The organism is Chroococcidiopsis cubana SAG 39.79, from assembly GCF_003991895.1.
GTDB lineage: Bacteria > Cyanobacteriota > Cyanobacteriia > Cyanobacteriales > Chroococcidiopsidaceae > Chroococcidiopsis > Chroococcidiopsis thermalis.
This window is the reverse complement of the sequence record NZ_RSCK01000012.1, coordinates 107,118-131,579: the sequence shown is the minus strand read 5'-3', so window position 1 is coordinate 131,579 and position 24,462 is coordinate 107,118. Positions and strand designations below refer to the sequence as shown.

Annotated in this window: 21 protein-coding genes, 1 tRNA gene and 1 pseudogene; 13 read left to right on the top strand and 10 right to left on the bottom strand. The window is 46.4% G+C overall.

Features of this window, described 5'->3' with window-relative positions; genetic code table 11:
• Positions 1–161: 161 nt before the first annotated feature.
• The 6 genes from DSM107010_RS10795 (at position 162) to DSM107010_RS10770 (ending at position 4,789) form a co-directional block, all read left to right on the top strand.
• The gene (locus tag DSM107010_RS10795; protein ID WP_015156822.1) at positions 162–1,637 is read left to right on the top strand and encodes a leucyl aminopeptidase; all 1,476 of its coding nucleotides are present in this window, start codon (positions 162–164) and stop codon (positions 1,635–1,637) included.
• Between the two features lie 65 nt (positions 1,638–1,702).
• Entirely contained in the window at positions 1,703–2,587 is an 885-nt protein-coding gene (gene lgt / locus DSM107010_RS10790; RefSeq protein WP_015156821.1) for a prolipoprotein diacylglyceryl transferase, read from the top strand.
• 161 nt (positions 2,588–2,748) lie between these two features.
• Entirely contained in the window at positions 2,749–3,573 is an 825-nt protein-coding gene (cobM, locus tag DSM107010_RS10785) for a precorrin-4 C(11)-methyltransferase (protein WP_199755479.1), read from the top strand.
• 125 nt (positions 3,574–3,698) lie between these two features.
• Positions 3,699–4,178 carry a flavin reductase family protein gene (locus tag DSM107010_RS10780; RefSeq protein WP_015156819.1) on the top strand — a complete coding sequence of 160 codons (480 nt, stop codon included), beginning with the start codon at positions 3,699–3,701 and terminating at the stop codon, positions 4,176–4,178.
• Positions 4,179–4,255: 77 nt separating this feature from the next.
• Positions 4,256–4,609, top strand: coding sequence for a phenylpyruvate tautomerase MIF-related protein (locus tag DSM107010_RS10775; protein WP_015156818.1), 354 nt, complete (start codon positions 4,256–4,258; stop codon positions 4,607–4,609).
• 107 nt (positions 4,610–4,716) lie between these two features.
• Positions 4,717–4,789: transfer RNA gene (locus DSM107010_RS10770), tRNA-Arg, on the top strand.
• Positions 4,790–4,797: 8 nt separating this feature from the next.
• Here the strand turns inward: DSM107010_RS10770 and DSM107010_RS10765 are convergent.
• Positions 4,798–5,811, bottom strand: coding sequence for a zinc-dependent alcohol dehydrogenase family protein (locus tag DSM107010_RS10765; protein WP_106168507.1), 1,014 nt, complete (start codon positions 5,809–5,811; stop codon positions 4,798–4,800).
• A gap of 265 nt (positions 5,812–6,076) precedes the next feature.
• On the opposite strand from DSM107010_RS10765, the gene DSM107010_RS10760 reads away from it, so the two are divergent.
• Positions 6,077–6,433: a winged helix-turn-helix transcriptional regulator gene (locus DSM107010_RS10760; RefSeq protein ID WP_015156816.1), complete on the top strand. Its 357-nt coding sequence runs from the start codon at positions 6,077–6,079 to the stop codon at positions 6,431–6,433.
• Positions 6,434–6,528: 95 nt separating this feature from the next.
• Positions 6,529–6,711, top strand: coding sequence for a hypothetical protein (locus tag DSM107010_RS10755; RefSeq protein ID WP_106168508.1), 183 nt, complete (start codon positions 6,529–6,531; stop codon positions 6,709–6,711).
• Between the two features lie 32 nt (positions 6,712–6,743).
• Here the strand turns inward: DSM107010_RS10755 and DSM107010_RS10750 are convergent, their stop codons facing one another.
• The 3 genes from DSM107010_RS10750 to cbiD all read right to left on the bottom strand — a co-directional run bounded on the left by DSM107010_RS10750 (position 6,744) and on the right by cbiD (position 10,037).
• Entirely contained in the window at positions 6,744–7,007 is a 264-nt protein-coding gene (locus DSM107010_RS10750; protein WP_015156814.1) for a hypothetical protein, read from the bottom strand.
• 9 nt (positions 7,008–7,016) lie between these two features.
• A complete protein-coding gene (gene guaA / locus DSM107010_RS10745; RefSeq protein WP_041462616.1) occupies positions 7,017–8,606 on the bottom strand; it encodes a glutamine-hydrolyzing GMP synthase in 1,590 nt (529 codons plus the stop codon).
• A gap of 159 nt (positions 8,607–8,765) precedes the next feature.
• Positions 8,766–10,037 carry a cobalt-precorrin-5B (C(1))-methyltransferase CbiD gene (cbiD, locus tag DSM107010_RS10740; RefSeq protein ID WP_127022929.1) on the bottom strand — a complete coding sequence of 424 codons (1,272 nt, stop codon included), beginning with the start codon at positions 10,035–10,037 and terminating at the stop codon, positions 8,766–8,768.
• Positions 10,038–10,156: 119 nt separating this feature from the next.
• Here cbiD and DSM107010_RS10735 point away from each other — a divergent pair, with 119 nt between their 5' ends.
• Positions 10,157–11,572 carry a glycosyltransferase family 2 protein gene (locus DSM107010_RS10735; protein WP_106169652.1) on the top strand — a complete coding sequence of 472 codons (1,416 nt, stop codon included), beginning with the start codon at positions 10,157–10,159 and terminating at the stop codon, positions 11,570–11,572.
• Between the two features lie 77 nt (positions 11,573–11,649).
• Here DSM107010_RS10735 and DSM107010_RS10730 read toward each other — a convergent pair whose 3' ends face one another.
• Positions 11,650–13,713, bottom strand: coding sequence for a DNA polymerase III subunit gamma/tau (locus tag DSM107010_RS10730; RefSeq protein WP_106169649.1), 2,064 nt, complete (start codon positions 13,711–13,713; stop codon positions 11,650–11,652).
• Positions 13,714–13,962: 249 nt separating this feature from the next.
• Positions 13,963–16,059, bottom strand: a complete 2,097-nt coding sequence (locus tag DSM107010_RS10725) for a thioredoxin domain-containing protein (protein WP_127022926.1) — start codon at positions 16,057–16,059, stop codon at positions 13,963–13,965.
• A 281-nt stretch (positions 16,060–16,340) separates the two neighbouring features.
• Here DSM107010_RS10725 and clpP point away from each other — a divergent pair.
• Positions 16,341–16,961 (top strand): annotated as a pseudogene (clpP, locus tag DSM107010_RS10720) (ATP-dependent Clp endopeptidase proteolytic subunit ClpP); the annotation flags it as partial.
• Between the two features lie 32 nt (positions 16,962–16,993).
• Here clpP and DSM107010_RS10715 read toward each other — a convergent pair.
• Entirely contained in the window at positions 16,994–17,935 is a 942-nt protein-coding gene (locus tag DSM107010_RS10715) for a hypothetical protein (protein WP_106171153.1), read from the bottom strand.
• Between the two features lie 734 nt (positions 17,936–18,669).
• On the opposite strand from DSM107010_RS10715, the gene DSM107010_RS10710 reads away from it, so the two are divergent.
• From DSM107010_RS10710 to DSM107010_RS10700, 3 genes are all read left to right on the top strand, one after another.
• Positions 18,670–20,994 carry a ribonuclease R family protein gene (locus DSM107010_RS10710; RefSeq protein ID WP_106217837.1) on the top strand — a complete coding sequence of 775 codons (2,325 nt, stop codon included), beginning with the start codon at positions 18,670–18,672 and terminating at the stop codon, positions 20,992–20,994.
• On the top strand, positions 20,984–21,598 hold the full coding sequence (locus tag DSM107010_RS10705) for a flavin prenyltransferase UbiX (protein ID WP_015156804.1): 615 nt from the start codon (positions 20,984–20,986) through the stop codon (positions 21,596–21,598). Before DSM107010_RS10710 ends, DSM107010_RS10705 begins: the two co-directional genes overlap by 11 nt.
• Positions 21,599–21,771: 173 nt before the next feature.
• A complete protein-coding gene (locus DSM107010_RS10700) occupies positions 21,772–22,653 on the top strand; it encodes a LapA family protein (protein WP_106168785.1) in 882 nt (293 codons plus the stop codon).
• 17 nt (positions 22,654–22,670) lie between these two features.
• Here DSM107010_RS10700 and DSM107010_RS10695 read toward each other — a convergent pair whose 3' ends face one another.
• The 3 genes from DSM107010_RS10695 to DSM107010_RS10685 form a co-directional block, all read right to left on the bottom strand.
• On the bottom strand, positions 22,671–22,895 hold the full coding sequence (locus DSM107010_RS10695; RefSeq protein ID WP_015156802.1) for a hypothetical protein: 225 nt from the start codon (positions 22,893–22,895) through the stop codon (positions 22,671–22,673).
• 292 nt (positions 22,896–23,187) lie between these two features.
• A complete protein-coding gene (locus DSM107010_RS10690) occupies positions 23,188–23,493 on the bottom strand; it encodes a hypothetical protein (protein ID WP_015156801.1) in 306 nt (101 codons plus the stop codon).
• 22 nt (positions 23,494–23,515) lie between these two features.
• Positions 23,516–24,424, bottom strand: a complete 909-nt coding sequence (locus DSM107010_RS10685; protein WP_106168786.1) for an alpha/beta fold hydrolase — start codon at positions 24,422–24,424, stop codon at positions 23,516–23,518.
• Positions 24,425–24,462: the final 38 nt, after the last annotated feature.

Genomic DNA, 24,462 nt, shown 5'->3' with positions numbered 1-24,462 from the left:
CTTCCTTGTCCCCCTTCGCCCCCTAATCCCCACTCCCTTCGGTCGCGGGGAAGAGCGAGTTCCCCCTTGTCCCCCTTGTCCCCCTTGTCTTTCTTCCCTGCTCCCTACTCCCTTTTTTACGCAATACTGGAACAAGAAGCTAAAAAGCGGAACGCAGAGTAATGGAAATTCGAGCGATTGATACACCACTTCTAGACTGGGCTGGAGATGCTCTTGCCCTTGGTTTATTTGAGGATGCTGTAGAATTGACAGGCGAACTGGCAGAGCTGGACGGAAAATTTGCTGGGGCGATCGCGGAACTAATCGCAGATACGGAGTTTAAGGCGAAAGAAGGTAGTACGGCGGTGACGCGGGTTAGCGGTGGTAGCGCCGTCCGCAAAGTCATATTGGTAGGACTGGGTAAGCCAGATGGACTAAAAATAGATAGCTGGCGTAAAGCAGCTGCGGCAGTGGCGCGGTTAGCGAAAAAGGAACGGTGTAAAACTTTAGGAATTAGCTTGCCAGCGTGGAATAACGATCCGACTGCAACGGCTCAAGCTTTGGCTGAGGGAATTCAACTGGCTTTATTTCAAGATAATCGGTTTAAGTCAGAACCAGAAGAGAAACCGCCAACTGTAGAGCGAGTTGACTTACTAGGGTTGGGCAGTCAAGATGATGCTGTTACCCGTGCCAGCCAGATTGCTTCGGGTGTAATTTTGGCGCGGGAATTGGTGGCTGCTCCAGCTAATGCCGTAACACCAGTCACAATGGCAGAAACAGCACAGGCGATCGCCTCCGAACACGGATTGGCGGTTGAAATTCTCGAACGGGAAGATTGTGAAAAGTTAGGTATGGGCGCGTTTTTAGGTGTTGCCCAAGCTTCGGAGTTGCCTCCCAAATTCATCCACTTGACCTACAAACCCGATGGTACGCCTAAGCGCAAGCTGGCGATTATTGGTAAGGGCTTAACCTTCGATTCTGGCGGCTTGAATATTAAGGGCGCTGGCAGCGGGATTGAAACGATGAAAATGGATATGGGTGGTGCTGCGGCGACTCTAGGGGCAGCTAAAGCGATCGCGCAACTGAAGCCCGATGTAGAAGTGCATTTTATCAGCGCTGCTACTGAGAACATGATCAGCGGTCGTGCCATGCACCCTGGCGATATCCTCAAAGCCTCAAATGGCAAGACGATTGAAGTGAATAACACCGATGCTGAAGGACGGTTGACTTTAGCAGATGCGCTGGTGTTTGCTGAAAAATTAGGCGTAGATGCGATCGTTGACTTAGCTACTTTAACTGGTGCTTGCATTGTCGCCTTGGGAGATGAGATCGCGGGATTATTTACTCCCCACGATGCTTTAGCTCATGAAATCCAAGCTGCTGCTGAGATTGCAGGCGAAAAGTTTTGGCGGCTACCTATGGAAGAAAAATATTTTGAGGGTTTGAAGTCTGGGATTGCCGATATGAAGAATACGGGTCCCCGTGCTGGTGGTTCGATTACCGCTGCCCTATTTCTCAAACAATTTGTTAAAGAAACTCCTTGGGTGCATTTGGATGTAGCTGGTCCTGTCTGGACGGACAAGGAAAATGGCTATAACAACGCTGGAGCAACCGGTTTTGGCGTAAGAACTCTGGTAAATTGGGTGTTGACTAACTAGATGTAAGATAAATTCCGTAGCCTGTGCTGTTGCACAGGCAAAACACCCTCAAACATATAATCCCAATGCTACCTGCGATTCCCGATTTGCCTTTGGCATGGCAATTTGCTTCTCCTGGACCAATTCTGGTACAAATTGGTCCTTTGACACTCCGATGGTATGGTCTGCTGATTGCCTCGGCTGTATTAATTGGAGTTACTCTATCGCAATATTTGGCTAAACGCCGTCACGTTAACCCCGATATTATTGGCGATGTAGCGATTTGGTTAGTCGTGGGAGCGATCCCTGCTGCCCGCTTGTACTATGTATTATTTGAGTGGTCGAACTATGCTAACAATCCAGGTAAGATCTTTGCGATCTGGGAGGGTGGAATTGCCATTCATGGTGCAATCATAGGTGGAGTTATCGCAACTTTAATCTTTTGTCGGTTACGCAAGATTTCTTTTTGGCAAGTAGCCGATCTGATTGCTCCTTCGCTGATTTTAGGACAGGCGATCGGACGGTGGGGAAATTTTTTCAATTCTGAAGCCTTTGGTAGCCCTACAAATTTACCTTGGAAACTCTATATTCCTCCTAGCAACCGTCCGCCTGGATACGGAAATTTTGAATACTTTCATCCTACGTTTCTCTACGAATCGTTATGGAATTTAATGGTATTCGGGCTCTTAATGTATTTGTTTTTCCGCAGCTTACAAGGATTGCGTTTGAAGACTGGCACGCTATTTTTAACCTACATGGTAGCTTATAGCTTAGGGCGCTTTTGGATTGAAGGATTGCGTACCGATAGTTTAATGCTAGGACCGTTGCGGATGGCTCAAATGGTGAGTCTAGTAGGAGTTGGCATCGGGTTATTAGGGCTTGCTTGGTTATATATTTATCGTCGTTCATTACCAGATGTTGCGCCTCCAGTTACAGCACCAGAACCAAGGATAGAAGTCTCCAAGCGCTGAATCTTAAGAAAAAAAAGCCCTAAGGGCTGAATTTAGGTCTTACTTATGATGCAGCATCTACCAATAGGTATCTTCATCGTGAAGTGACTCGACTTCGGAAAAGAATGTGAAAATTTGGAGAAAATCTTAAATCTGCGATTACAAGCAGCTCTCGATCGCCTATGTCTAATACTTCTGAATCTACTATCGAGTTAAATCGCACATCAATTCCTACCCTCGCCCCAGGAGTATACATTGTAGGGGCAGGACCAGGCGATCCAGAACTTTTGACCGTTAAAGCCCAAAAGCTTTTAATGCAGGGAGATGTCATTCTTTATGCCGACTCCCTCGTACCGCGACAAATCTTAAAAATGTGCCGTCCAGAAGCAGAAATTATCCATACGGCAAATAAAACTTTAGAGGATATTCTACCCGTGATGGTGGCAAGAGTGCGATCGCATAAATCTGTGATCCGCCTGCAATCTGGAGATCCGAGTCTCTACAGCGCCATCCACGAACAAATACAAGCCCTCGCTGCCGCTGAAATTCCGTTTGAAGTCATTCCTGGGATCAGTGCCTTTCAAGCTGCTGCTGCCAAACTCAACGTTGAATTAACCGTCCCCGGACTCGTACAAACAATTATTCTTTGTCGCATTAGCGGACGCACGCAAGTTCCAGAAAGAGAAGAATTGTCATCCCTCGCCGCCCATCAAGCTAGTCTTTGCCTCTACCTCGCCGCCCGTCATGTAGAATCGGCACAAAGCCAATTATTGGCACACTACCCGTCAGAAACTCCCGTAGCAATTTGTTTTCGCTTGGGTTGGGAAGACGAAAGAATTTGTGTCACCACCCTTGACAAAATGGCGGAGACTACTCACAAAGAAAACCTAATTCGTACTACTCTTTACGTTATCAGTCCTGCACTAGGAGAAGTCACGGCAAGATCTCGCCTCTACCATCCCGAACATACCCACCTGTTTCGCCCTCAGCAAAAACTCAATCCATAATTACGGTCACTGATAAGTGATAACTTTGTACGGACGTTACATGTAACGTCTGTACACTGATAACTGTCCCCTGCGGTTCGATAAGATTTACTTAGTGAAGTAAAAATAACTGAGGGGAACGCGCCTTGCTAGACGAACAAGCCAAGAAAACCATGTTGCGGAAGATTCCGCACGGACTTTATGTATGTGGTGTGAAAGATGGAGAAGACGTGAATGGCTTCACTGCTAGCTGGATCATGCAAGCTTCTTTCAAACCACCTTTAATAGTCAATTGTGTCAAACAAGACTCCAAATCCCACGAAATGATTAAAACCAGTGGGGTATTTGCTATCAGTTTTCTCGATGCCGAACAAAAAGACATTGCCCAAAAATTCTTTCAACCCCAACGACGAGTAGGCAACAAATTCGACGATATTGAGTTTTATCTCGGTGAAACGGGGTGTCCGATCTTGACTGACTCTTTAGGCTATGTCGAGTGTCAAGTTGTTGGCGCGGTGGAAAAAGGCGACCATACAGTTTATGTTGGCGAAGTCATCGCTGCTGGCGTTCACCGTGAAGGAGACGCGCTGCGCTTGGAGACAACTGGCTGGCAATATGGAGGCTAGAAAGAGGACAAGGGAGACAAGGGAGACAAGGAAGCTATTCTAGTCACCAGCCACCAGCCACTAGTCACTTACTAACTATGCCATTAATTAAAGTCCAAACTTCGATCGCGACTCCTGCTGAATCTGACGTGGAAGCGTTGCTGAAAAGCCTATCTTCCATGTTGGCAAAACATACAGGTAAACCAGAATCATACGTAATGACAGCGTTTGAACCTGGTGTACCGATGACTTTTGCTGGAACGTTAGATCCAGTTTGCTATGTAGAAGTAAAAAGCGTTGGAGCAATGAAGCCAGAGCAAACTAAGGCAATGAGTCAAGACTTTTGCCAGCAGATTAACCAGGCGCTGGGTGTAGACAAAAATCGCATCTACATTGAATTTAATGACGCGAAAGGTTACATGTGGGGCTGGAATAGCTCGACTTTTGGATAGTCATCCACAATCGACCAATTTTTTGATAGGATATGTAAGCTCACTTCTAATGTAAGTGCAGCTTACTTTTTGTTAGGGTAGCAATGTTCTACCTTGACTTAGTTTCTGGATCCTTAGTTCAGTGGATAGAACAACCGATTTCTAATCGGTAAGTCAGAGGTTCGAGTCCTCTAGGATCCGTTTGATTCTCACAGGCTTATACAGACTTTGCCGAAGTGTGCGCCGCTTTCGAGGTAGGCTAGTGCTGCTCTGGCTTCGTGGAATGGAAAGACCCGATCTATAATCGGTTTCATTTGATGCAGCTTAATACTCCGATTCATGTCTTCAAATAAATCGCGAGAGCCTACATAAATACCTTGGACTCGGATATGTTTGAACAGGATTGAACCAGTGCTGACATCTCCTGCAATACCTGTAAGCACGCCAATCATCGCTACCTTACCGCCATAGCGCACGGCACGAAGGGATTTTGACAGCGTTCCCGATCCCCCAACTTCTACAACTAGATCTACACCTCTACCATCGGTCAATTTCTCAACTTTTTCATCCCAGTCGGACGTAGTTTTGTAATTAATTCCTACATCTGCGCCTAGCTGGATAGCACGGTCTAATTTGTCATCGCTACTGCTAGTTAGAATAACTCGTGCGCCCATCATTTTTGCGAATTGCAAGCCAAACAGCGATACGCCACCTGTTCCTTGTAGCAGCACCGTATCACCTGCTTTAAGTTGTCCCTCTACTATCATTGCATTCCAAGCTGTAACAGCAGCACAAGGTAAAGTTGCAGCTTCTTCATAAGATAGGTGTGCGGGAATTTTGACAACTCCCTGTTCGTCAAAGACAACGTACTCTGCTAATACACCATCGATCGCACCACCAAGAGCAGAGTTGGCTTTTTCTGCTGTTAATTCTCCCGATATAAATGTTTGCATGAAAATGCCTGCAACGCGATCGCCTACCTTCACTCGCGTCACACCTTCTCCCACAGCGACAACTTCCCCCGCACCATCAGAAAGCGGCACTATTACTTTGAGAGATTTGGGATCGTAAGCTCCTTTTGCAACTAGTAAATCTCGGTAATTGAGGGATGCAGTTTTCATTTTTACCAAAACTTGTTTAGCTTTGGGTTGCGGTTGCGGGCGTTCTACTAAAGTTAAAGCATCCAAACCTGGCTTATCGTTTTGAATTTCGTATGCTTTCATAAATGTTTCCAATTAGTTGACAGACAGCACAAAATTGTAGATCGAGACGACCTCAATCATTGGTTAAAACGCGACAAATAACTAACAGCAAGCTGAAATGAAAGTGCGACTTTACTTCTAATTGCACTTCGTTTAAATAGCTGCACTTCAAAAACTATACTTTGAGTTTCTAGGCTAATTTAAAAATTGACAAGTACGCACAATTTTGTGAAGTAGTATCAAACTTGTGCAGTAGTATCAAAAATTATCCTATCCGAGGCATTCTATGCAAAGCAGACAATACGATTACCGCTACAGTTGCTCTGTAGAAGCAACATTAGATGTGATTGGTGGTCGATGGAAAGGCGTGATCCTATTTCATTTAATGGAGGGAACGAAGCGATTCAACGAACTCCAGCGTCTAGTACAAGGCTGCACTCAAAGAATGTTGACTTTGCAGTTACGCGAATTAGAAAAAGATGGTGTGGTTAAGCGTACCGTTTATGCTGAAGTGCCACCGAAAGTAGAATATTCTTTAACCGAATTCGGTCGCAGTTTAGAACCAATTTTACTGATGATGCGCGATTGGGGCGATCGCTATGTGAGTCAGTTGGTAGAGCAAAAGTCAAAAGTCAAAAGCTAAAAGTCAAAAAGTAAGGGCTAGTACTTACTTGCAGTCAGCAAATATCAACGTTATAATTTATACCACGTTACTGACTCTAAAAAACTACAAAAGTCATGGCATTTAATAATCAACACTACTATACTTTTACTGCATTGCTACAGCTTTGGGGGCTTCCATTACAACTAGTTGAGCCTATTAGCCGTCAACTCGCCAACATAGACAATACTCAGCAAGATGAATTGATTCAACTGTTCGCTGTTGAGTTACAAAAAAAACAAAGCCTTAGTGAGAAGTAGGGTGGGCAATGCCCACCCCACTCAAGTACGATTTAGGAAACAAAACCAAAGATTTTGGCAAACCCTCCTAAAATTGCCAGTACTAATCCAATTACCACTCCTCGGTTGATGAATTCCTGGGTGTCAACCCACTTGACAATACCGTCTATTTTTTCATCCAAAACCCAAATTTCGCCTTTGAGTTCTGCTTCCACTCTGACTAGATTGGTTTTGATATCGCTAGCATCTTCGGAAATCTTGTCAACTTTGGTTTCTAACCTAGTCAAGATTTCTTTGAGATCGAACTCTATATTCACAATCTCTTGCTATTCCCACTCGATGGTTCCAGGTGGCTTAGAAGTAATATCATAGACGACGCGATTTACGCCCTTGACTTCATTCACGATCCGATTAGAAATTAATTCCAACAAATCGTAAGGAACCCTTGCCCAATCCGCTGTCATCCCATCTTCGCTAGTAACGAGGCGTAGGACAATTGGGTAAGCATAAGTACGCTGATCGCCCATGACACCAACGCTACGAATTGGTAAAAGGACTGCAAAGGCTTGCCATACGTCATTGTATAAACCCTGCCGATTGATCTCTTGACGGACGATCAGATCTGCATCGCGGAGAATTTCCAACCGTTCGGCTGTAACTTCACCAATAATCCGAATTGCTAAGCCAGGACCAGGGAATGGCTGGCGCTGAACAATTTCTTCCGGTAAACCGATCGCCCGTCCGACTTTACGTACTTCGTCTTTGAAGAGTTTGCGGAGGGGTTCGACGAGTTTGAATCTCAAGTCTTTGGGTAAACCACCGACGTTATGATGGCTCTTGATCTTCACCGCGACACGTTCGCCTGTTTTGGGATCGACGTTAGTATCGGCAGATTCGATCACGTCTGGGTAAAGCGTCCCTTGCGCGAGGTAGTCGAAGGGTCCGAGACGCTTGGAACTTTCTTCAAACGTGCTGATAAATTCATGTCCGATCCGACGGCGTTTTTCTTCGGGATCGGTAACACCCGCGATCGCAGCTAAAAAGCGATCGCTAGCGTTAACATACTCTACCGGAATGTGAAACTGTTCTCGAAACAACTTCACCAACCGTTCCGGTTCGTGCTTGCGCATAAAGCCTTGATCGATGAATACACAAGTCAGTTTGTCACCGATCGCCCGATGTAACAAGAAAGCTAGGGTAGAAGAATCTACACCACCCGAAAGTGCCAACAACACTCGCTTATCACCGACTTTCGCCCGTACTTCTCGCACTGACTCTTCAACAAAAGCCGCTGTCGTCCAAGTTGGTTCGCAGTCGCAAATATGGTAGACAAAATTGCGGATCAATGCTAAACCACCGATTGAGTGGACGACTTCTGGATGGAACTGCACGCCGTAAAGTTTTGTATTGTGTTCGGCGATCGCCGCACAGCTAGTATTTTCTGTATGGGCGAGAATTTCAAATCCTTCCGGTAGCTTGACGCACGAATCCCCGTGGCTCATCCACATGGTCGTCCCATCTTCTACGTTGGTCAGCAAGTCCGTGGGATCGTCTATACGCAAGGCTGCTTTACCATATTCTCCCCGTTCGGCGCGAACGACTTGCCCGCCTAACTGATTTACCATCAGCTGCATTCCATAGCACACGCCAAGGATAGGGATACCCAAATGCCAAATTGCGGGATCGCACTGCGGAGCACCTTTGTCATACACGGAATTGGGTCCCCCTGAGAGGATAATTCCTTTAGGATTGAGTAGGCGCAGTTGTTCGGCGCTGGTGCGATAGGAGATCACTTCAGAATAAACTTGAGTCTCGCGAATCCGACGGGCAATCAATTCCGAATATTGAGAGCCGAAGTCAAGAATCACGATCGTTTGCCGAGCTAGCCGCCTGAGTGACGTATCTTGTGGCGGCATTTCTGTTTGTATTGTCACTGCTGGAAGTCCTACTGGATGAGAAAAGGTTGCTCTAAGAGATGAAGCTCTCGATGACAAATCTAAAAAATATATCCCTATCTAAAGAGGGATACTAAAACTGTATTTATTGCTATCTTTAAAATGTTTATTCTTATTAAGTTAACACAAGTGATCCAGGATGGTAGTAGCAGTTTCGCTTTTGACTAAAATTTGACGATCGCGGTCAAACAGAACTGTACCAACACTAACTTGGCGATCGCTGTGATTGTAGATATATTCCTGAGAACGTCGATCAATTTCTGAGGCGATCGTTTCATAAACTCGACTTACCCAGTCGCTGTTTTCTCTTACATCCAATTCCCGTAAATATTTCAGCGCGGCTTCCGCTGTAGGACAAGCAAAAATTGCCTGAAGAACGTTTGTCGGTAAGCCTAAATTGGCGCAGTGTGCCGTGAGGATCTCGCGCCGTCCATCAGCCAGGTGGTGGTGCGTGTGAAAAATCCCACCTGCGAGTTTCAGCAGCTTACCATGATAGCCGAACAACAAAATTTCTTTGACTCCCTGCAATCCCGCCTCTACTAGCAGAGAACCCAGCCAATTTGCGGTTTTAACTAACCGTTCGCGATCGATCCCCAGTTGAGGTGCTAAGTCTAGACCATTTTCTCCCACACAAAAAACCAAACTTTCAAACTGTCGTGCTTTTGTTTGTAATTGTTCGCGACAGATATCTAACTGTCCTGGGGCGCTCAAAGGTTGAGAGATCCCTGTCGTCCCCAGCAAAGAGAGTCCATCTACCACGCCAAAAGCAGAATTAGAAGTCCGCTCCGCGAGTTTTCTGCCTTCTGGAAGGATAATCGTAACTTGAATTGTTTCCCCTGGAGCAAGCGATCGCTCTAAGTTGGCGTACAGCAATCTTTGGGCATAGGCGTAAATTGCAGGTCGATCTCCTGTATCTACAATTCGTCCAATTCCTTCGCCACCGTTGATGATGATATTTTGCGGGTGCGTGGTAGTTGGTAGTTGGTAGTTGGTAGTTGGTAGTTGGTAGTTGGTGTTGTCTCCCTTGTCTCCCTTGTCTCCCCCCTCTCCCTTGTCTCCCTTGTCTCCCCCCTCTCCCTTGTCTCCCCCCTCTCCCTTGTCTCCCTTGTCTCCCCCAGCCCTCTTCTCCCCGACTCCCAATTCTACCAATGCCCAAATTGGGGTATTGCGCGTGATGTCCAAATTATCCCCAGGATCGCTGCGGGTAACTGCTAAAGCCATCCCTGGCTTGAGTTCGGCTACTTGTTCGATCGCAATTTCGACAATTTCAGGTGGTTCGAGTAAGTCGATTGAAACGCGATCGAGCGATCGCTCGTGTTTGATCTGCTGTAAAGCTGCTACAGCCGCAGCACAAGCGAATACTGGTAAGGTGTATCCAGAGCGGGGTGACATGGGTTGGAAGTCGGGGCTAAGAGGTGAAATGCCGAGATGGGTATAAATGTCAGATACAATAAGACTGCAAAGCCACTGATGGCGCAAACAATTACTGGTGTTCGATCGAGTAGTGACCTATGCCAGCCAATTCATGGTCTGAAAATGATTCATATGACGAACTAGACGCACTGAGCGCTTTCTTGTCAGACCTGTCAGATGCAGAAGAATCTGTAGAAACGTTGCCAGCAACGTCGCTGCCATCTCTGTTCCAAGGTCGCAGGCGCAAAGCCGCAGTTGTTTTAGTTACGATCTGGAGCAGTACTATTGCCCTGCATTTAGTTTCTTGGGGAGCATGGTTTGTACTTGGTCTAACTACGTTGTTTGGGATTCATGCCCTGCGGATAGTCTTAGCTCGACCGCGCCAGCAGGCAGAATTAGTTAGTGATGAAGCACTGGCAACGGCTCCTTTTATTTCTCTGCTTGTGGCAGCCAAGAACGAAGAAGCAGTAATCGGCAATCTTGTCAAGATACTTTGCAATCAAGATTATCCAAATGACAAGTACGAAGTTTGGGTGATAGACGATGATAGCACCGACAACACGCCAAAAATCCTATCACAACTGGAGCAGGAATACGACTGCTTGAGAGTATTGCATCGCCAGACTGGAGCAACTGGTGGCAAGTCAGGAGCGCTAAATCAAGTCTTGCCGCTGACTAAAGGTGAGATTTTAGCAGTATTTGATGCTGATGCTCGCGTGACTCCCGACCTACTCAAACAAGTTCTGCCTCTGTTTGCAGAAAAAAAGATAGGAGCCGTACAAGTGCGCAAGGCGATCGCCAATGCCAGCGAAAATTTCTGGACGCTGGGACAGCAAGCTGAAATGGCTTTGGATGCCTACGTACAGCAGCAACGACTTGCAGTTGGCGGACTGGGTGAACTACGAGGGAACGGTCAATTCGTCCGTCGTGCAGCTTTGCAGCGCTGCGGTGGCTGGAATGAGGAGACAATCACCGATGACCTCGATTTGACATTCCGCTTGCACCTAGATCGGTGGGAAATTGAGTTTCTACCTTATCCAGCAGTGGAGGAAGAAGGTGTAACGACAGCACTTGCCCTATGGCATCAGCGTAATCGTTGGGCAGAAGGCGGCTATCAGCGATATTTAGACTACTGGCGACCGATCTTGAGCAACCGCATGGGAACTCAAAAAACCTTTGACATGTTCATGTATCTGCTAATTCAGTACTTATTACCCGCTGCCCAGGTTCCCGATTTGTTCATGGCGATCGCCCGCAATCGTTTGCCTGTATTTAGCCCGCTGACAGGTTTAGCCATGTCAATGTCTATGTTGTGGATGTATCAAGGGCTAAAGCGGTTTCATCCAGATGGAAAGCTGCGTTTATCAACGCTGTTGATGCTGCTACTTCAAACCATGCGCGGTACTATTTATATGTTTCACTGGTTAGTGGTGATGCCCAGTATCACTGCGAGAATGTCCGTTCGCCCTAAACGATTGAAATGGGTTAAAACTGTTCATCAGGGTAAGAGTTAGGATTTGGTAATAAGGTAATAGGTAATAGGTAATTGGTTGTCTTTCCACGCAACACTCACCACGTACCACTTACCACACTAAAAATCAAGATCGGAGTCTTCGGCAGTATCACTATCTTCCCACTCTGGAACAGTGGCAGATGAGATACTGCTGATGTCTGTAGATGAGGTAAATTCTGTACTGTCACCGATCGCCTCACCATTGAAAGATTTAGCAAAGCGTTGAACTACAATATCGAACTCGCTAATTTCTAGTTGTCCGACTGGAGTGGAAGTCGTGGGAGTCACCGGATCTCCAGTTGCGGCTGCTGAGATTGGTGTTTTCGCAGAGCCATCCTGAAAGGCGGTTGCTGATTGGGAGTTTGAGACTGGAGCAGCTGGCTGAGCCATACTTACTCCAGTTGTATACTCGATCGCGGGAGCAGTGCCATTCGTATTATTGTTTTTCGTTTCAAGTGCGCTGCTATTAGCTGGAGCAATCTTAGCCACAGTCAAGGTTGCCTCGCGAACTTCCTTCGGCATCGCGGCTAATTCTAGCTGTACTTGTACTTCTTGTCCGAATGCCGAGAGAAAAGCAGCTTTGATATTTGGCACGTAAGCTTTAGCGCGATCGCGCCAAGCTGGAGATTTCATGCCAATCCGAGCAATACCAGCTTCAAATTGAATTAATCGTCCCATTTGCTTGAGCAATGCTTGAGTCGAGTGCGGTTGCAAGCAAGCAAGTACCTGAAGCCAAACTTCCTCATTAGAAGAATTTGGAGTTTGGAATTCGGAATTCGGAAGTGAAGATTCTTGAGTGCTGGTAGTTGTTGGTTGTTGATTGGTAGTTGGTGGTTGGTAGTTGTTGGTTGTTGGCTGTTGGTTGTTGGCTGTTGGTTGGTGGTTAGAAAGTGGTGCGTGATGCGTGGTACGCTCAGGAATAGGGTGTGGGGTCTGGGGTGTGGGGTGTGGAGTTGAATTGCGAATTGCTCCCTCAGCTCCCTCAGCTCCCTCAGCCCCCTGGGCTCCCTCAGCTCTCTTTCCCCTGCTCCCTGCTCCCTGCTCCTTACGTGAAGCAGATGGCAACAATCCCAATAAGCTGACTTCTAGCCATAAGCGGGGCTGGGTTGTATTTTTGATTTGGGCTTCACTTTTAGCTAAGTGCTGTTGTCCTACCAAGATATTAGAAATATCCCAAACTTTAGCTTGCGTGCAAAGCGCATCCCATGTTGCAGGAGTAACGGCGATGAGATCGTTACGGTTGGGCGCGGTTTTAGCCACAAGTAAATCACGATAGAAACCTGCCAAGTTTTGCAGCAGCGTTAACGGTTCCCTACCCCGATCCATAATTCGACGCACGGCATCGAGTAATGCTTCTGGTTGATTCTGTGCGATCGCTTGTAAAATTTCTAGCAAGTCTGGCTCGGCAACAGAACCGACTAAATCCCAAATTCGCTCTACAGTCACGACTCCAGCTAATAAGCTCAACTGATCGAGTAAACTTTCGGCATCCCGCAACCCCCCCTGGGCAAAGGATGCAACTAAATGTATGGCTTCTGGGGTAATATCAATGCTTTCTTTAGCTGCGATCGCGCTTAAATGCCCTATCATCGCGTCTAGCGGAATGCGGCGGAAATCAAACCTTTGGCAGCGCGAAATAATTGTTGGTAATACCCGTTGGGGATCGGTGGTAGCTAGGACAAATACGACGTGTGCTGGTGGTTCCTCTAAGGTTTTCAGCAGGGCATTAAACGCTGCCGTACTGAGCATGTGGCATTCGTCGATTGCGTACACTTTGTAACGACACTGGACGGGGGCAAATTGGGCGCGTTCGATCAGTTCTCTAACATTATCTACGCCCGTGTTACTAGCAGCATCGATTTCAATCACATCTAGAGTCGCACCTTTAGCAACTCCTTGACACACGACACAGACACCACAGGGTTGAGCTGTTGGTTTGTTGCTATTGAGGCAGTTCAGCGATTTTGCTAAAATCCGAGCGCTAGAGGTTTTTCCCGTCCCCCTCGGACCCGTAAATAAATAGGCAGGGGCGATTTTCTGTCGCTCGATCGCATGAGTTAATGTAGTCGCGATCGCCTCTTGACCTACCAAATCGGCAAAAGTCTGAGGGCGATATTTATGGTGTAGCGGCTCGTAAGACATTGATTTGAAACTCTTCCCTACCACTGGGTAAATAGTACTAATGCACTATTTAGAACCCCATCTATAGTATGGCAGAGGAAGTATATCTCCTAAAGAAACGAAATTATATTCTATTAAGCTGGACGATTAGAAATCGCGTCTATACAAGCAAAACCCGCAGCTGCGGGTTTTGTAAATCCTCGACTTTACTATTAGTTCGCCCAGGCGGACTTGATTTGTGTAGCTGCGCCTTTCATTCGCACTATTTTCCTACATCCCTCTCATCTGGCTTTGTTGAATCTGTTGTTGCATTTTTTCTAAGGTTTCGGCAGGTGCAAGACAAGTCAAACCCTTACAGACTAGACCAACACTGGAATCTGGTAAGTTATCTGCTTGGGTCAGTACGGCAGCAGGAAGATACTGTGTTAAAAATGTCTCAATTTGCTGTTGTGAAGTCCGAATCGTCGTACAGTGAGAATACCAATCAAAAGCAGTGAATAGACTGGGGCAAGCTTGTGGGTGTTGGTGCATGGCACTGCTAAAAGCCTGGAAACCTTGCTCGGCGCGATCGAGATAAGTTAGATCTTCCGTCAGTAGAGCTAACCGCACGAGATTGGCGATCGCTACTCCATTCGCCGCCGGAGTCGCATTATCCATATAGCTGCGTTCTCTAATAATTAACTCCTGACTCGCATCTTTAGCGGTATTGAAATAGCCTCCTAGTTCTACACTCCACAAAAGTTCATCAAACTCTGTTTGAACTGCGATCGCTTTTTCCAACCAATGTAGAGACGTTACATGTAACGTCTCCACATGTAACGTCTCTACAAGTGATGCCTGATGTAAATCCAACAATGCTTTGATAAATTGGGCGTAATCTTCCGACTGCGCCATCACAGCAGCCTTACCATCATAATTCAGCCGATGAAAACGCCCGTCTACCCACTGATTTTCTAAGATGAAGTTTGCTGCACGAACAGCCAAATCTAAATAATCATTTTGTTGGAATACGATAGCAGCTCTTGCTAAACCTGAAATCATCAAACTATTCCAGGCAACAATCATTTTGGTATCGGTGACAGCCGGAATTCTCCCCGCCCAAGTTTGAGTTTTTGCTTCTTGGTTATTTCTAGCAGGAGGGAAAATCTCTAATTCTTCAACTGTAGAACCGTAGCGCACTTGAAACAGTTTTTTCAAAGCTGATTCTACTGTCTCACTTAAAATACCAACTTGGCGGCGTTGTAAAACATTTTTGCCTTCAAAATTGCCTTGGGGAGTGACGGTAAATTCTGCCTGTATTGCAGTTAATTCTTCTGAAGTTAGGATATTCTCTAATTCGCTGTAACTCCAAACGTAAAACGCTCCTTCCTCTGGCTCTGCTTCTTCTGGATGTATAAAACTATCAGCATCTTGAGCGGCATAAAAATAGCCTTCAGGAGCCGTCATTTCTCGTTGCAACCATTTTACAGTCAGCGCGATCGCCCTTTCAAAAGCTGGTTCTTTGACTCCCGCACTCCACAAATTTGCTAAATACTCGACAATTTGCCCGTTATCGTAGAGCATCTTTTCAAAGTGGGGGACTGTCCAAGTCGGATCGACAGTGTAGCGATGGAAGCCACCCCCTACGTGGTCGTAAATTCCTCCCAAAGCTAAATCGATACCACGCTGAGTACAAGATTCTGGGAGATTGTAGCGAAAATTATCTTTCCAGACGGGCAAGAAACGCCACCCCCGTAAAGCTAAGTCAGCATAAGGAATCATGGGAAATTTAGTTCCGTAGTCGCCACCTGTAATAATTCCCGTACTGGTTTCAATTCCTTGACGCAGTAATGCTGAATTTAAAGGCTGGGTATTGGGGAGAATAGCAGCTTGCTGGATAGCTTCGAGAATTGCTTCCTGGCGCGATCGCAGATCCTGTTTTTCGGTATCGTAATAACGGCGCAGCGCTTGCAGAACCTGTAAAAATCCTGGTCTACCGTATCGCGGTTCTAAGGGAAAATAAGTTCCACCATAAAATGGAACTAAATCTTCTGGCGCGAGAAAGATATTTAAAGGCCAACCCCCTTGTCCAGTCATCATCTGCAAGGCTTGCATGTAGATACTGTCAATATCGGGACGTTCTTCTCGATCTACCTTAATTGGCAAAAAGTTAGCATTCAAGTATGCTGCCACGGCAAGATCGGAAAAAGCTTCTCCCTCCATGACCGTACACCAGTGACAGCTAGAATAACCAATCGACAGAAAGATCGGCTTATTTTCTGCTTTTGCCTTTGCCAAAGCCTCATCACACCAGAACCACCAATCAATCGGGTTTTCAGCGTGCTTGCGGAGATAAAGGCTTTGAGTTTGAGCCAAGCGATTAGTCATGGTTAAATTGTGGTTGCCTTCACTGCCAGTCTATCGAAAAGGAGCGAGGAGTGAGGAGCAAGGAGTGAGAGAAGGATAGATAGACAAGGTGACAAAAGAAACAAGGCGACAAGGCAAACAAGGCGGACAAGGGAGAAATTCGATCTAAAATCCAAAATTTAAAATTTCCCTCACTCCTCACTCCTCGCTCCTCACCCCTTCTTAAAAATTTAAAATTTCCCTCACTCCTCACTCCTCGCTCCTCACCCCTTCTTAATAGATAAAATGAAGAAAACTCACAACAGACTAACCGAATGATTCCTATTGTTATCGAACAATCTGGACGCGGGGAACGCGCTTTTGATATCTACTCTCGCTTGCTGCGGGAACGGATTATCTTTCTAGGACAAGCCATTGATTCTAACTTGGCTAATTTGATTGTCGCCCAGTTGTTGTATTTGGATGCTGAGGATGGCGAGAAAGACATCTATCTCTATATCAACTCTCCTGGTGGCTCGGTGACGGCGGGAATGGGTATTTTTGATACGATGAAGCACATTCGCCCCGATGTTTGTACTATATGTACGGGATTAGCAGCCAGTATGGGGGCTTTTCTACTCAGTGCTGGCATGAAAGGAAAGCGCATGAGCCTGCCAAATTCGCGAATCATGATCCATCAACCTCTCGGTGGCGCGCAGGGACAAGCCACTGATATTGAAATTCAAGCTAAAGAAATCTTGTACCACAAGCGGAAGTTGAACGAGCATTTAGCCGAACATACAGGTCAACCGCTAGAAAGGATCGAGCAAGATACAGAGCGAGATTTCTTTATGTCGCCCCAAGAAGCGATGGATTATGGTTTGATCGATCAAGTTATCGACAAGAAAGCTGTTGGTAGACGACCGATGGCAGCGGTTGGCTAGATTGTTTTGTAGAAACGCGCAACTGCGCGTTTCTAGCTTACACCAATGCGATCGCGCTCGGTTTGCAAATAGTCCAAAAATCCCTGTAATTCCCGCTCGGTCAATTGATGCCGCTTATTCTTGCTATATTTTGCTTGCAGGTATTTAGGACCTTCTTTAGCATCCCATCCAAGTTCCTGTAGCTCTTTGACGGCTTGAGTTGTTTGACTATATAACTCCAAATAGCGATTGAAGTCCCGTGCTTGTAGGGCTGTTAACTCGTAGCGCGACCCTTTACCGTAGTTAGTTTCCAAACATTCGCGTTCGTCGTTTGCCTTCAGCTTTGCTTCCTTCAGTTTGACCTCAATCTTTTGTAATTCCGTAGCTAAGTCCGCAGATGATTGAGTTTCTTCTCTTGTTGTATCATCTGCGATCGCTAGAGATTCATAATTAGAGGACAAATCTGCGCTTTCATAATTGTCTTTGGATAAAGGCGGTTTACTGCTACTAGCAGCGAATAAGTCAGCAGCAAAATCTCCGCCAAAAATATCTGTTTCCAGTGGTGGTTCGGAATTGGTGGCTAACGATTTACTGTTGCCTCTACCACCAGTAGTGATGGAAGTCGATTTTTGTTCTTTTGTAAGGGGTTCTAATTCTGGCGTGTAGCTAAAATCTAACTGCGATTCAGTAGGAGTAGGAGGACTAGAAGAACTGCTGGGTTCAGATAGAGATGCAGCTGGTTGCGCCACGGGTATTTCTGGTGGCGTAGGTAATGCAGAAATTGTTTGATTTTTTGGGGCAATTGGGGCGAGAAAATTGTGGTTGAAACAAGCGATCGCTCTTTCTCTCGCCTTATCTTCTGCTGCTTCCAGCGTTTCTGCTGTTGCCATCCCAGTAGCACGAACAATACCATCAACCTGTACCGCTACCCGCACGACAAACTTACCCTGATAAATTGTCAATAACTCTGAAATTAAGCTTTTGTCATTTGTCATTTGTTATTCGTCATTCGTTGTTTGTCAGGAGCCAGGAGTCAGAATTCAGGAGCCAGAATGAGAAGAATATATCAAAATTCTCCCTTGTCTCCCTTGTCTCCCCCCTCTCCCTTGTCTCCCCCCTCTCCCTTGTCTCCCCCCTCTCCCTTGTCTCCCCCCTCTCCCTTGTCCCAAGACACTCTAGCCCCTAGCCCCTTTCCTATATGTCGCTTGTTTCCTAAAATAGAATGGGGATAGCCAATTTTAGTAGATGGCGTACTGCTTACTCAAATGTTACCGACTTTTTGAAGAGAGTGTAACAAAACTGAGTAAATGGTATTCCAACTCAATCGGGCAAATCCTACTGCATCACAAGTGTTACATCTTTTGACACTTCAATCCTCGTTATCTCACTGCCTAGCTGCGATTTACTTGTGGCTATATATCCGTTGGTGAGAGGCAACCGACTCGCACGCAGCATTACTACATCCGTTGTGTAGAGTATAGACCTTGATGATGCAACCCTCTCGCCTTTCCTAGTAACAAAGGTTATTTTGGGAGTTGGGTGAGATACTGCTGTTAGAAGTCCCAACTGTTTCACCCTACCAAAGCCAAAGTTGCGCCCAGTGGTAAAGATCTGGCTAATGGTAGAGATAAAAGGAAAAAGCGTATTTTCCACAGGCAGGAAGAGATAGCTAACTGCCTAACCCAGACAACAAGAAGTATGATATTTTGACCGGAGGTCGGCTCGCTACATGGAGTTTTCAATCGCTACACTACTAGGTAATTTCACAAGTGATAAATTAGTTGCAGCAAAAGCCCTAGAAAAAAAACTAGATTATCAAGACGAAAGTAGTATTCAAAGGTTATTTATTGCCCTAGACGTACTGGAAAAAATCGGTGTTTTGGTTAAGGAACACGGTAAGTATCGTCGGGTAAGAGAAGAAGGAACAATTGAGGCTAAACTTCGTTGTTCTAGTAAAGGCTTTTGCTTTGCAATTCAAGAAGCTGAGGGAGCAGAAGATATTTACATTCGCGAAAGTCATCTAAGTAATGCTTGGAATGGCGATCGCGTTTTAGTGAAACTGACGAAAGAAGGTAGCCGTCGTCGCAGTCCCGAAGGCGAAGTCCAACTCATTTTAGAACGGGCAAATCAAAGTCTGTTAGCAAGAATCAAGCAAACAGATACTAATTTTAGAGCTGTTCCTCTAGACGATCGCCTCCTATTTGAAATCGAACTGCAACCCGACGGTCACGACTTAGCACAAGCGATTGACTATTTAGTACATGTAGAAATCCTCCGCTATCCCATTGCCCAATATCCTCCTTTAGGCAGAGTCGTACAAGTTTTAGGTAGCGATGCCGAAGCCGCCTCAGATGTAGAGTTGGTGTCGTGCAAGCACAACCTACCCCGTGCCTTTTCCTCATCCGTGCTTGAAGCAGCGGTCGAATTACCAGCTCAAATTAGCCGCAAAGAATTCAAAACTAGAAGCGATCTGCGTCCGCTCCTCACCTTAAGTTTCCGAGAGTCAGCGGACGATACGACCTATGTTGAAAATGCTTTTACTTTGGAAAAAACGACGACGGGACAGTGGCAATTAGGCGTTCATACTGCCGATCTTGCCTACTTTATCGATCCAGATACGCCTTTAGATCGTGAAGGGTTGAAACGTTCCAGCAGCGTTTACCTGGGAGAAAAAATTCTGCCTTTATTCCCCGATGCGGTGGCGCAACGGAGTGCATTCGAGCCAGAAAGCGATCGCCGTGCCATTTCCGTTCTGCTAACTTTGGATGCAGCAACCGGACAAATTGTGGAGTTTGAAATTCAACCGAGCGCGATCCAAGTCGATTACCAACTCGATGCTGAAGTTGTAGAGAATATTCTCAGCGATCGCAGTGCAGAACTAGGACTACCAGCCGCAGTGGTAGAAAAAGTAGGGCAGCTAGCAGTATTAAGCAAAGCCTTGCAAGAGCAAAGACAAGCTAGAGGTAGCTTTGCCCTCAATTTACCACCTCGTCAGTACTCCTACTACGACGAAGGCAGGTTAGGAGTTCTGACTCAAGGAGAACCCAAACTCTCCGAATTGGTCACTGAGTTGTTGTTATTAGCAAATCAAGTTGTTGCCGAGCATCTAAACGCTTTGGGCGTGCCTGCGATTTATCGCATTCAACCGCCTCCCGATGTCGAAGACGTGCAAGAAACAATCAAGCTAGCAGCTAACTTAGGAGTAGAGCTGGGCTTAGATCGAGAAGATGCCGTCCATGCAGGAGACTACCAAGAATTTACCGAGCAGTTTGCGCGATCGCCCCAAGCAGAACAAGTCTTGACTTATTTGTTACGGGATACGCTAAAGCCGAGTGCTTACAGCAGTAAATTCCAGCCATACTTTAGCTTAGCTCTACCTGGCTACACCCACTCTCACGCTCCCTTGCGGCGGTTTGCCGATCTAATCGTTCAGCGAGTTTTACATACAATATTCGAGCAAGGGCGCGATCGCCGGACTACACGGGCAAAAGACAGCATAAATTTACGTCATAGCTCCTCTCATGGCAAAATTGGCTGGAACGTCTTGCCTCCAGAAACGCAGCAGGAGCTAGAAGTTTATATTGCAGGTGCGATCGCGCAGTTGAACGAGCGAGACAAGGAAGTTCAGGAAGCCGAAGACGATTTAGTTGGGTTACAAAAAGCTCAACTGATGAAACAGCGCATCGGCGACGTGTTTGAAGGCATTATTACCGGAGTCCAGTCCTACGGCTTTTTCGTGGAAATAGAAGTCTCCGACACTAAAGGCAGAACGTTGCGAGTTGAAGGCTTAGTCCACGTCAGTTCTCTCAAAGATGACTGGTACGAGTATCGCGGCAGACAACAAGCTTTATTTGGGCGGAAAAACCGTGCTGCATATCGTTTAGGCGATCGCGTTTCCGTACAAGTCAAGAGCGTAGACTACTACCGCCAGCAAATCGACTTAGTGACAGTCAACGGCGATCGAATGCTTAGTGGCGATCGGCTAGAGGACACCTCACCCCTCGATAACGACTTGAGCGACGACTCAGATACGTATTTTGACGATGAGGAATAATCTACCGCTGATCCTGGGCGTCAGCGGGGCATCAGGATTAATTTATGCCGTCCGAGCGGTGAAATATCTCTTGGAGGCAGACTACGAGATCGAGCTAGTTGCCTCCAAATCAGCCTATATGGTTTGGCAGGCGGAACAAAATATTCGGATGCCTGTAGAACCCTTGCAACAAGAGCAATTTTGGCGACAGCAGGCAAGGGTAGAATCTCTAGGAAAACTCCGCTGCCATCCTTGGGGAGATGTAGGCGCTAACATTGCCAGCGGCTCGTTTCGTACGCTAGGCATGATAGTCATGCCTTGTAGTATGAGTACGGTAGCAAAGCTTGCCAATGGTTTGAGTTCCGACTTGCTCGAACGCGCTGCTGATGTCCAGTTGAAAGAAGGGCGCAAGCTGATTGTCGTGCCTAGAGAAACCCCCTTTAGTCTGATTCACCTCCGCAACCTCACCACGCTAGCAGAGGCAGGCGCTAGAATTGTGCCAGCAATCCCTGCTTGGTATCACAATCCAAAAACTGTCGAAGACTTAGTGGATTTTGTCGTTGCTCGTACCTTAGATCAACTCGATATCGACTGCATTCCAATCGAACGATGGCAAGGACGATAATAGGGAGTAGGTAGCAGGGAGTAGGGAATAGGGAAGTTAAAAATTAAAACTTAAAAGGAGCCAGTGTGTTGGGCGGCTCTGCCGACAGTCCCGCAACTGGCGTTCAAAATTAACTGCTTCCTTGTCTTCCTTGTCCCCTTGTCTTCCTTGTCCCCTTGTCTCCCCTCAAAATTATGGCTGCCATCCGCTTCTTTCTTTTATTGATATTACTGGGAGGTCTGACGGTACTGCTGGTGCAAAACTGGACACCAGTACTGTCTTTGGTATTTTTAGGCGGACAAACTCAGGCATTACCTTTGTCAATCTGGATTTTGTTTAGCGTTGCCGCTGGTGCAATAACCTCAATATTCATTGCCAGTTGTTTTCAAATCGCTAGCTATTTTGCCCAACCGAGAGCGAAAAAGCAGCGCCGTCGAGCCGCAAAAACTTCGACTCGGTTTGCTTCAGAAGAGAAAAATCCTAACAAAACGCCAGACCCTCCTAAAACAAATACCTACAGCTATACTGCTAGTTCTCCACGACCAACTCAACCATCCGTGCAAGAATCGGACGGATGGGACACTACAGCTAATGACGATTGGAACTTTACTGAAGATACAGAACCCGCCACGCAAGATCCCCCCGATCGCCAAGAGTATACCGATCGCGTTGTTGCGGACAGAAAACGCAGTAGCAACCTTGATGATGACTGGGATTACGTTCCTCAAGACACTCAGCGTCAACCCCAAGAGCGGCAAAAAAACTATGCTAGCGATGAGACCAATCGCCCAACTAGCAATGATACTAACGAACCTAATGAACCCAACAGTAGCGATCGCTCTGCTTCAGTTTACTCCTATAGCGCTCGCGAACCAAAAAATTCAGGTATAGGTAGAACCGAATCAGTCTATGATGCCGAGTACCGCGTTCTTACCCCACCCTACAAACAACAAAATACGTCTTCGCCGCCACCCAGTAACCGCCCTCAAAATAACGATGACGATGATTGGGGATTTGTGGATGACGAAGACTGGAAGGTGGATAACGAGGACGATTCGTCCCGTTCAGAAAAATAATTTAGCGCCAGACTTAGTTACGTCCGTGATGCGATCGCTACGCTCAAGTGCCTTCGCTTTAGCCGCTCCCGCGATTCCTGTCTAACCCTGCCTTGCATAGCGGCTTCCTGCAATCGCATGAAAGCCAGAAAATCTTCTTGTCCGTAGTGATGTGACATCAGATAACGCAATTTCTCTTCAGCTTCCAATGTCAGATATCCAGTTTTAATTGCCTGGAGAGCTAGGTCGCGAATTTCAGCCATATTCAACTCCTCATGCACCACAATCGGGAAGCTTACTTCCCATTTATCAATCCTAGACTTTACAAGTCTACATATAGTTTCGGTTAACTTAAAGAAAATTTTATACTATGTTGCGTTTTCTTATGGTAAGTATACCAACATTATACTCTCAAAGCTTACTACTAAACTTCTTTGAGTAGTTGACTTTATAGTTACAGAGTAATAAAAATCGATAGTCGATCGGTAGTTAGTTGTCAGTGACTAGCAGCTAGTATCAGTGGCTTGAAGAATCTAGTTACCTGATACCTAGTCACTAGACACTTAAGTTATCTCCTTTGCCCTCTTCTAACTGCCAGTTTGCCAACAACTGTTGTATTCTTAGCCGTTCGATATAAGGCCAACCGCCCGTAGTTTCAACGTCTTTTAGTAAAGCGTAAAGTGCTTGACGATTATCTGGCAAAGATTCTTGAAATAAACCATCCCGAATTTCCCGATGCAATTGCTCTAACTGTCGCAGTAAGGCTAAAAGAGCGAGATTATCTCCCCGACACTTATCGGCTAAACTCAAGACGATAATAGCAATTTGCTGTAACTCTGACTCTTCTAGCTGCCAATTCATGCTGTTTTGGAGGGGGTGAGGACTATTTGTACTGCGTCACTATAGCTCGAATTTGCTCGGCGACCATATCTGTTTGTTCTAACATTGCCAAATGTCCGCATTCAGGAATTTCGATCGCATTTTCGCCACAGGCTTGAAACAAGGGGTGAAAACTGGCAAGATGGCGGACGTATTTTGGTTCCATAATCTTGTCTTTGTCTCCTGCCAGAAAATAAACTGGTTGTTGGAGTTGTGACACGATCTGTGGTAAGCGATTAATTTCAGTCTCCGTAGTAGAGTCTAGAAGCGCTCCTAGAGCTGCTTCTGGATGAGCGATCGCCAGATCGACAATGCGCTGACGACCCCACGAGCGGGCGATCGCCCTGGCGACATTTGCCCGCGTCATCCATAAATCCACTAACGGTAATAAAGGCAACCAACGGGGACGAAGTTTCACCAACTGAGTCCCAACAGCGCGAAATTGCTCGAAAGATTCCTTCAGATAAATTCCGCCACCAGCATTCACGCAAATGACCCCCTGTACGGACTGGGGCATTTGCTGAGCCGTCCAGAGCGCGATCGTCCCACCAAGGGAGTGACCGATCAACCAAGCGCTGGAAATGTTAAGTTCCTGCAATAAACATTTCAAATCGCGAGCATAAGCAGTGGGTGAATAGGGAGAATTATCTTCTTTTGTAGCATTGGAGCCATTTAACGCCAGATCCCGAGTATCTGCTTCAGCCTTCTCTTGAGAAGAAATGGCGTGAGATTGACCAAAGCCACGCAAATCGTAAGATAAACATTGATAGTCTACTGCCAGCCTTTCAATCAGAGGTTGCCAGTAGGCACGGCTGAGAAGCCAACCGTGAACGAATACCAAAGCATGGGGAAAAGTCGTCGGTGCAGTCAACTCGTAAACGTGACGCACTCCCGCAATCTCTATGGTTGCCATGCTTCTATCCTAGCCTTAACGCTACCTCAGCAGTTGTA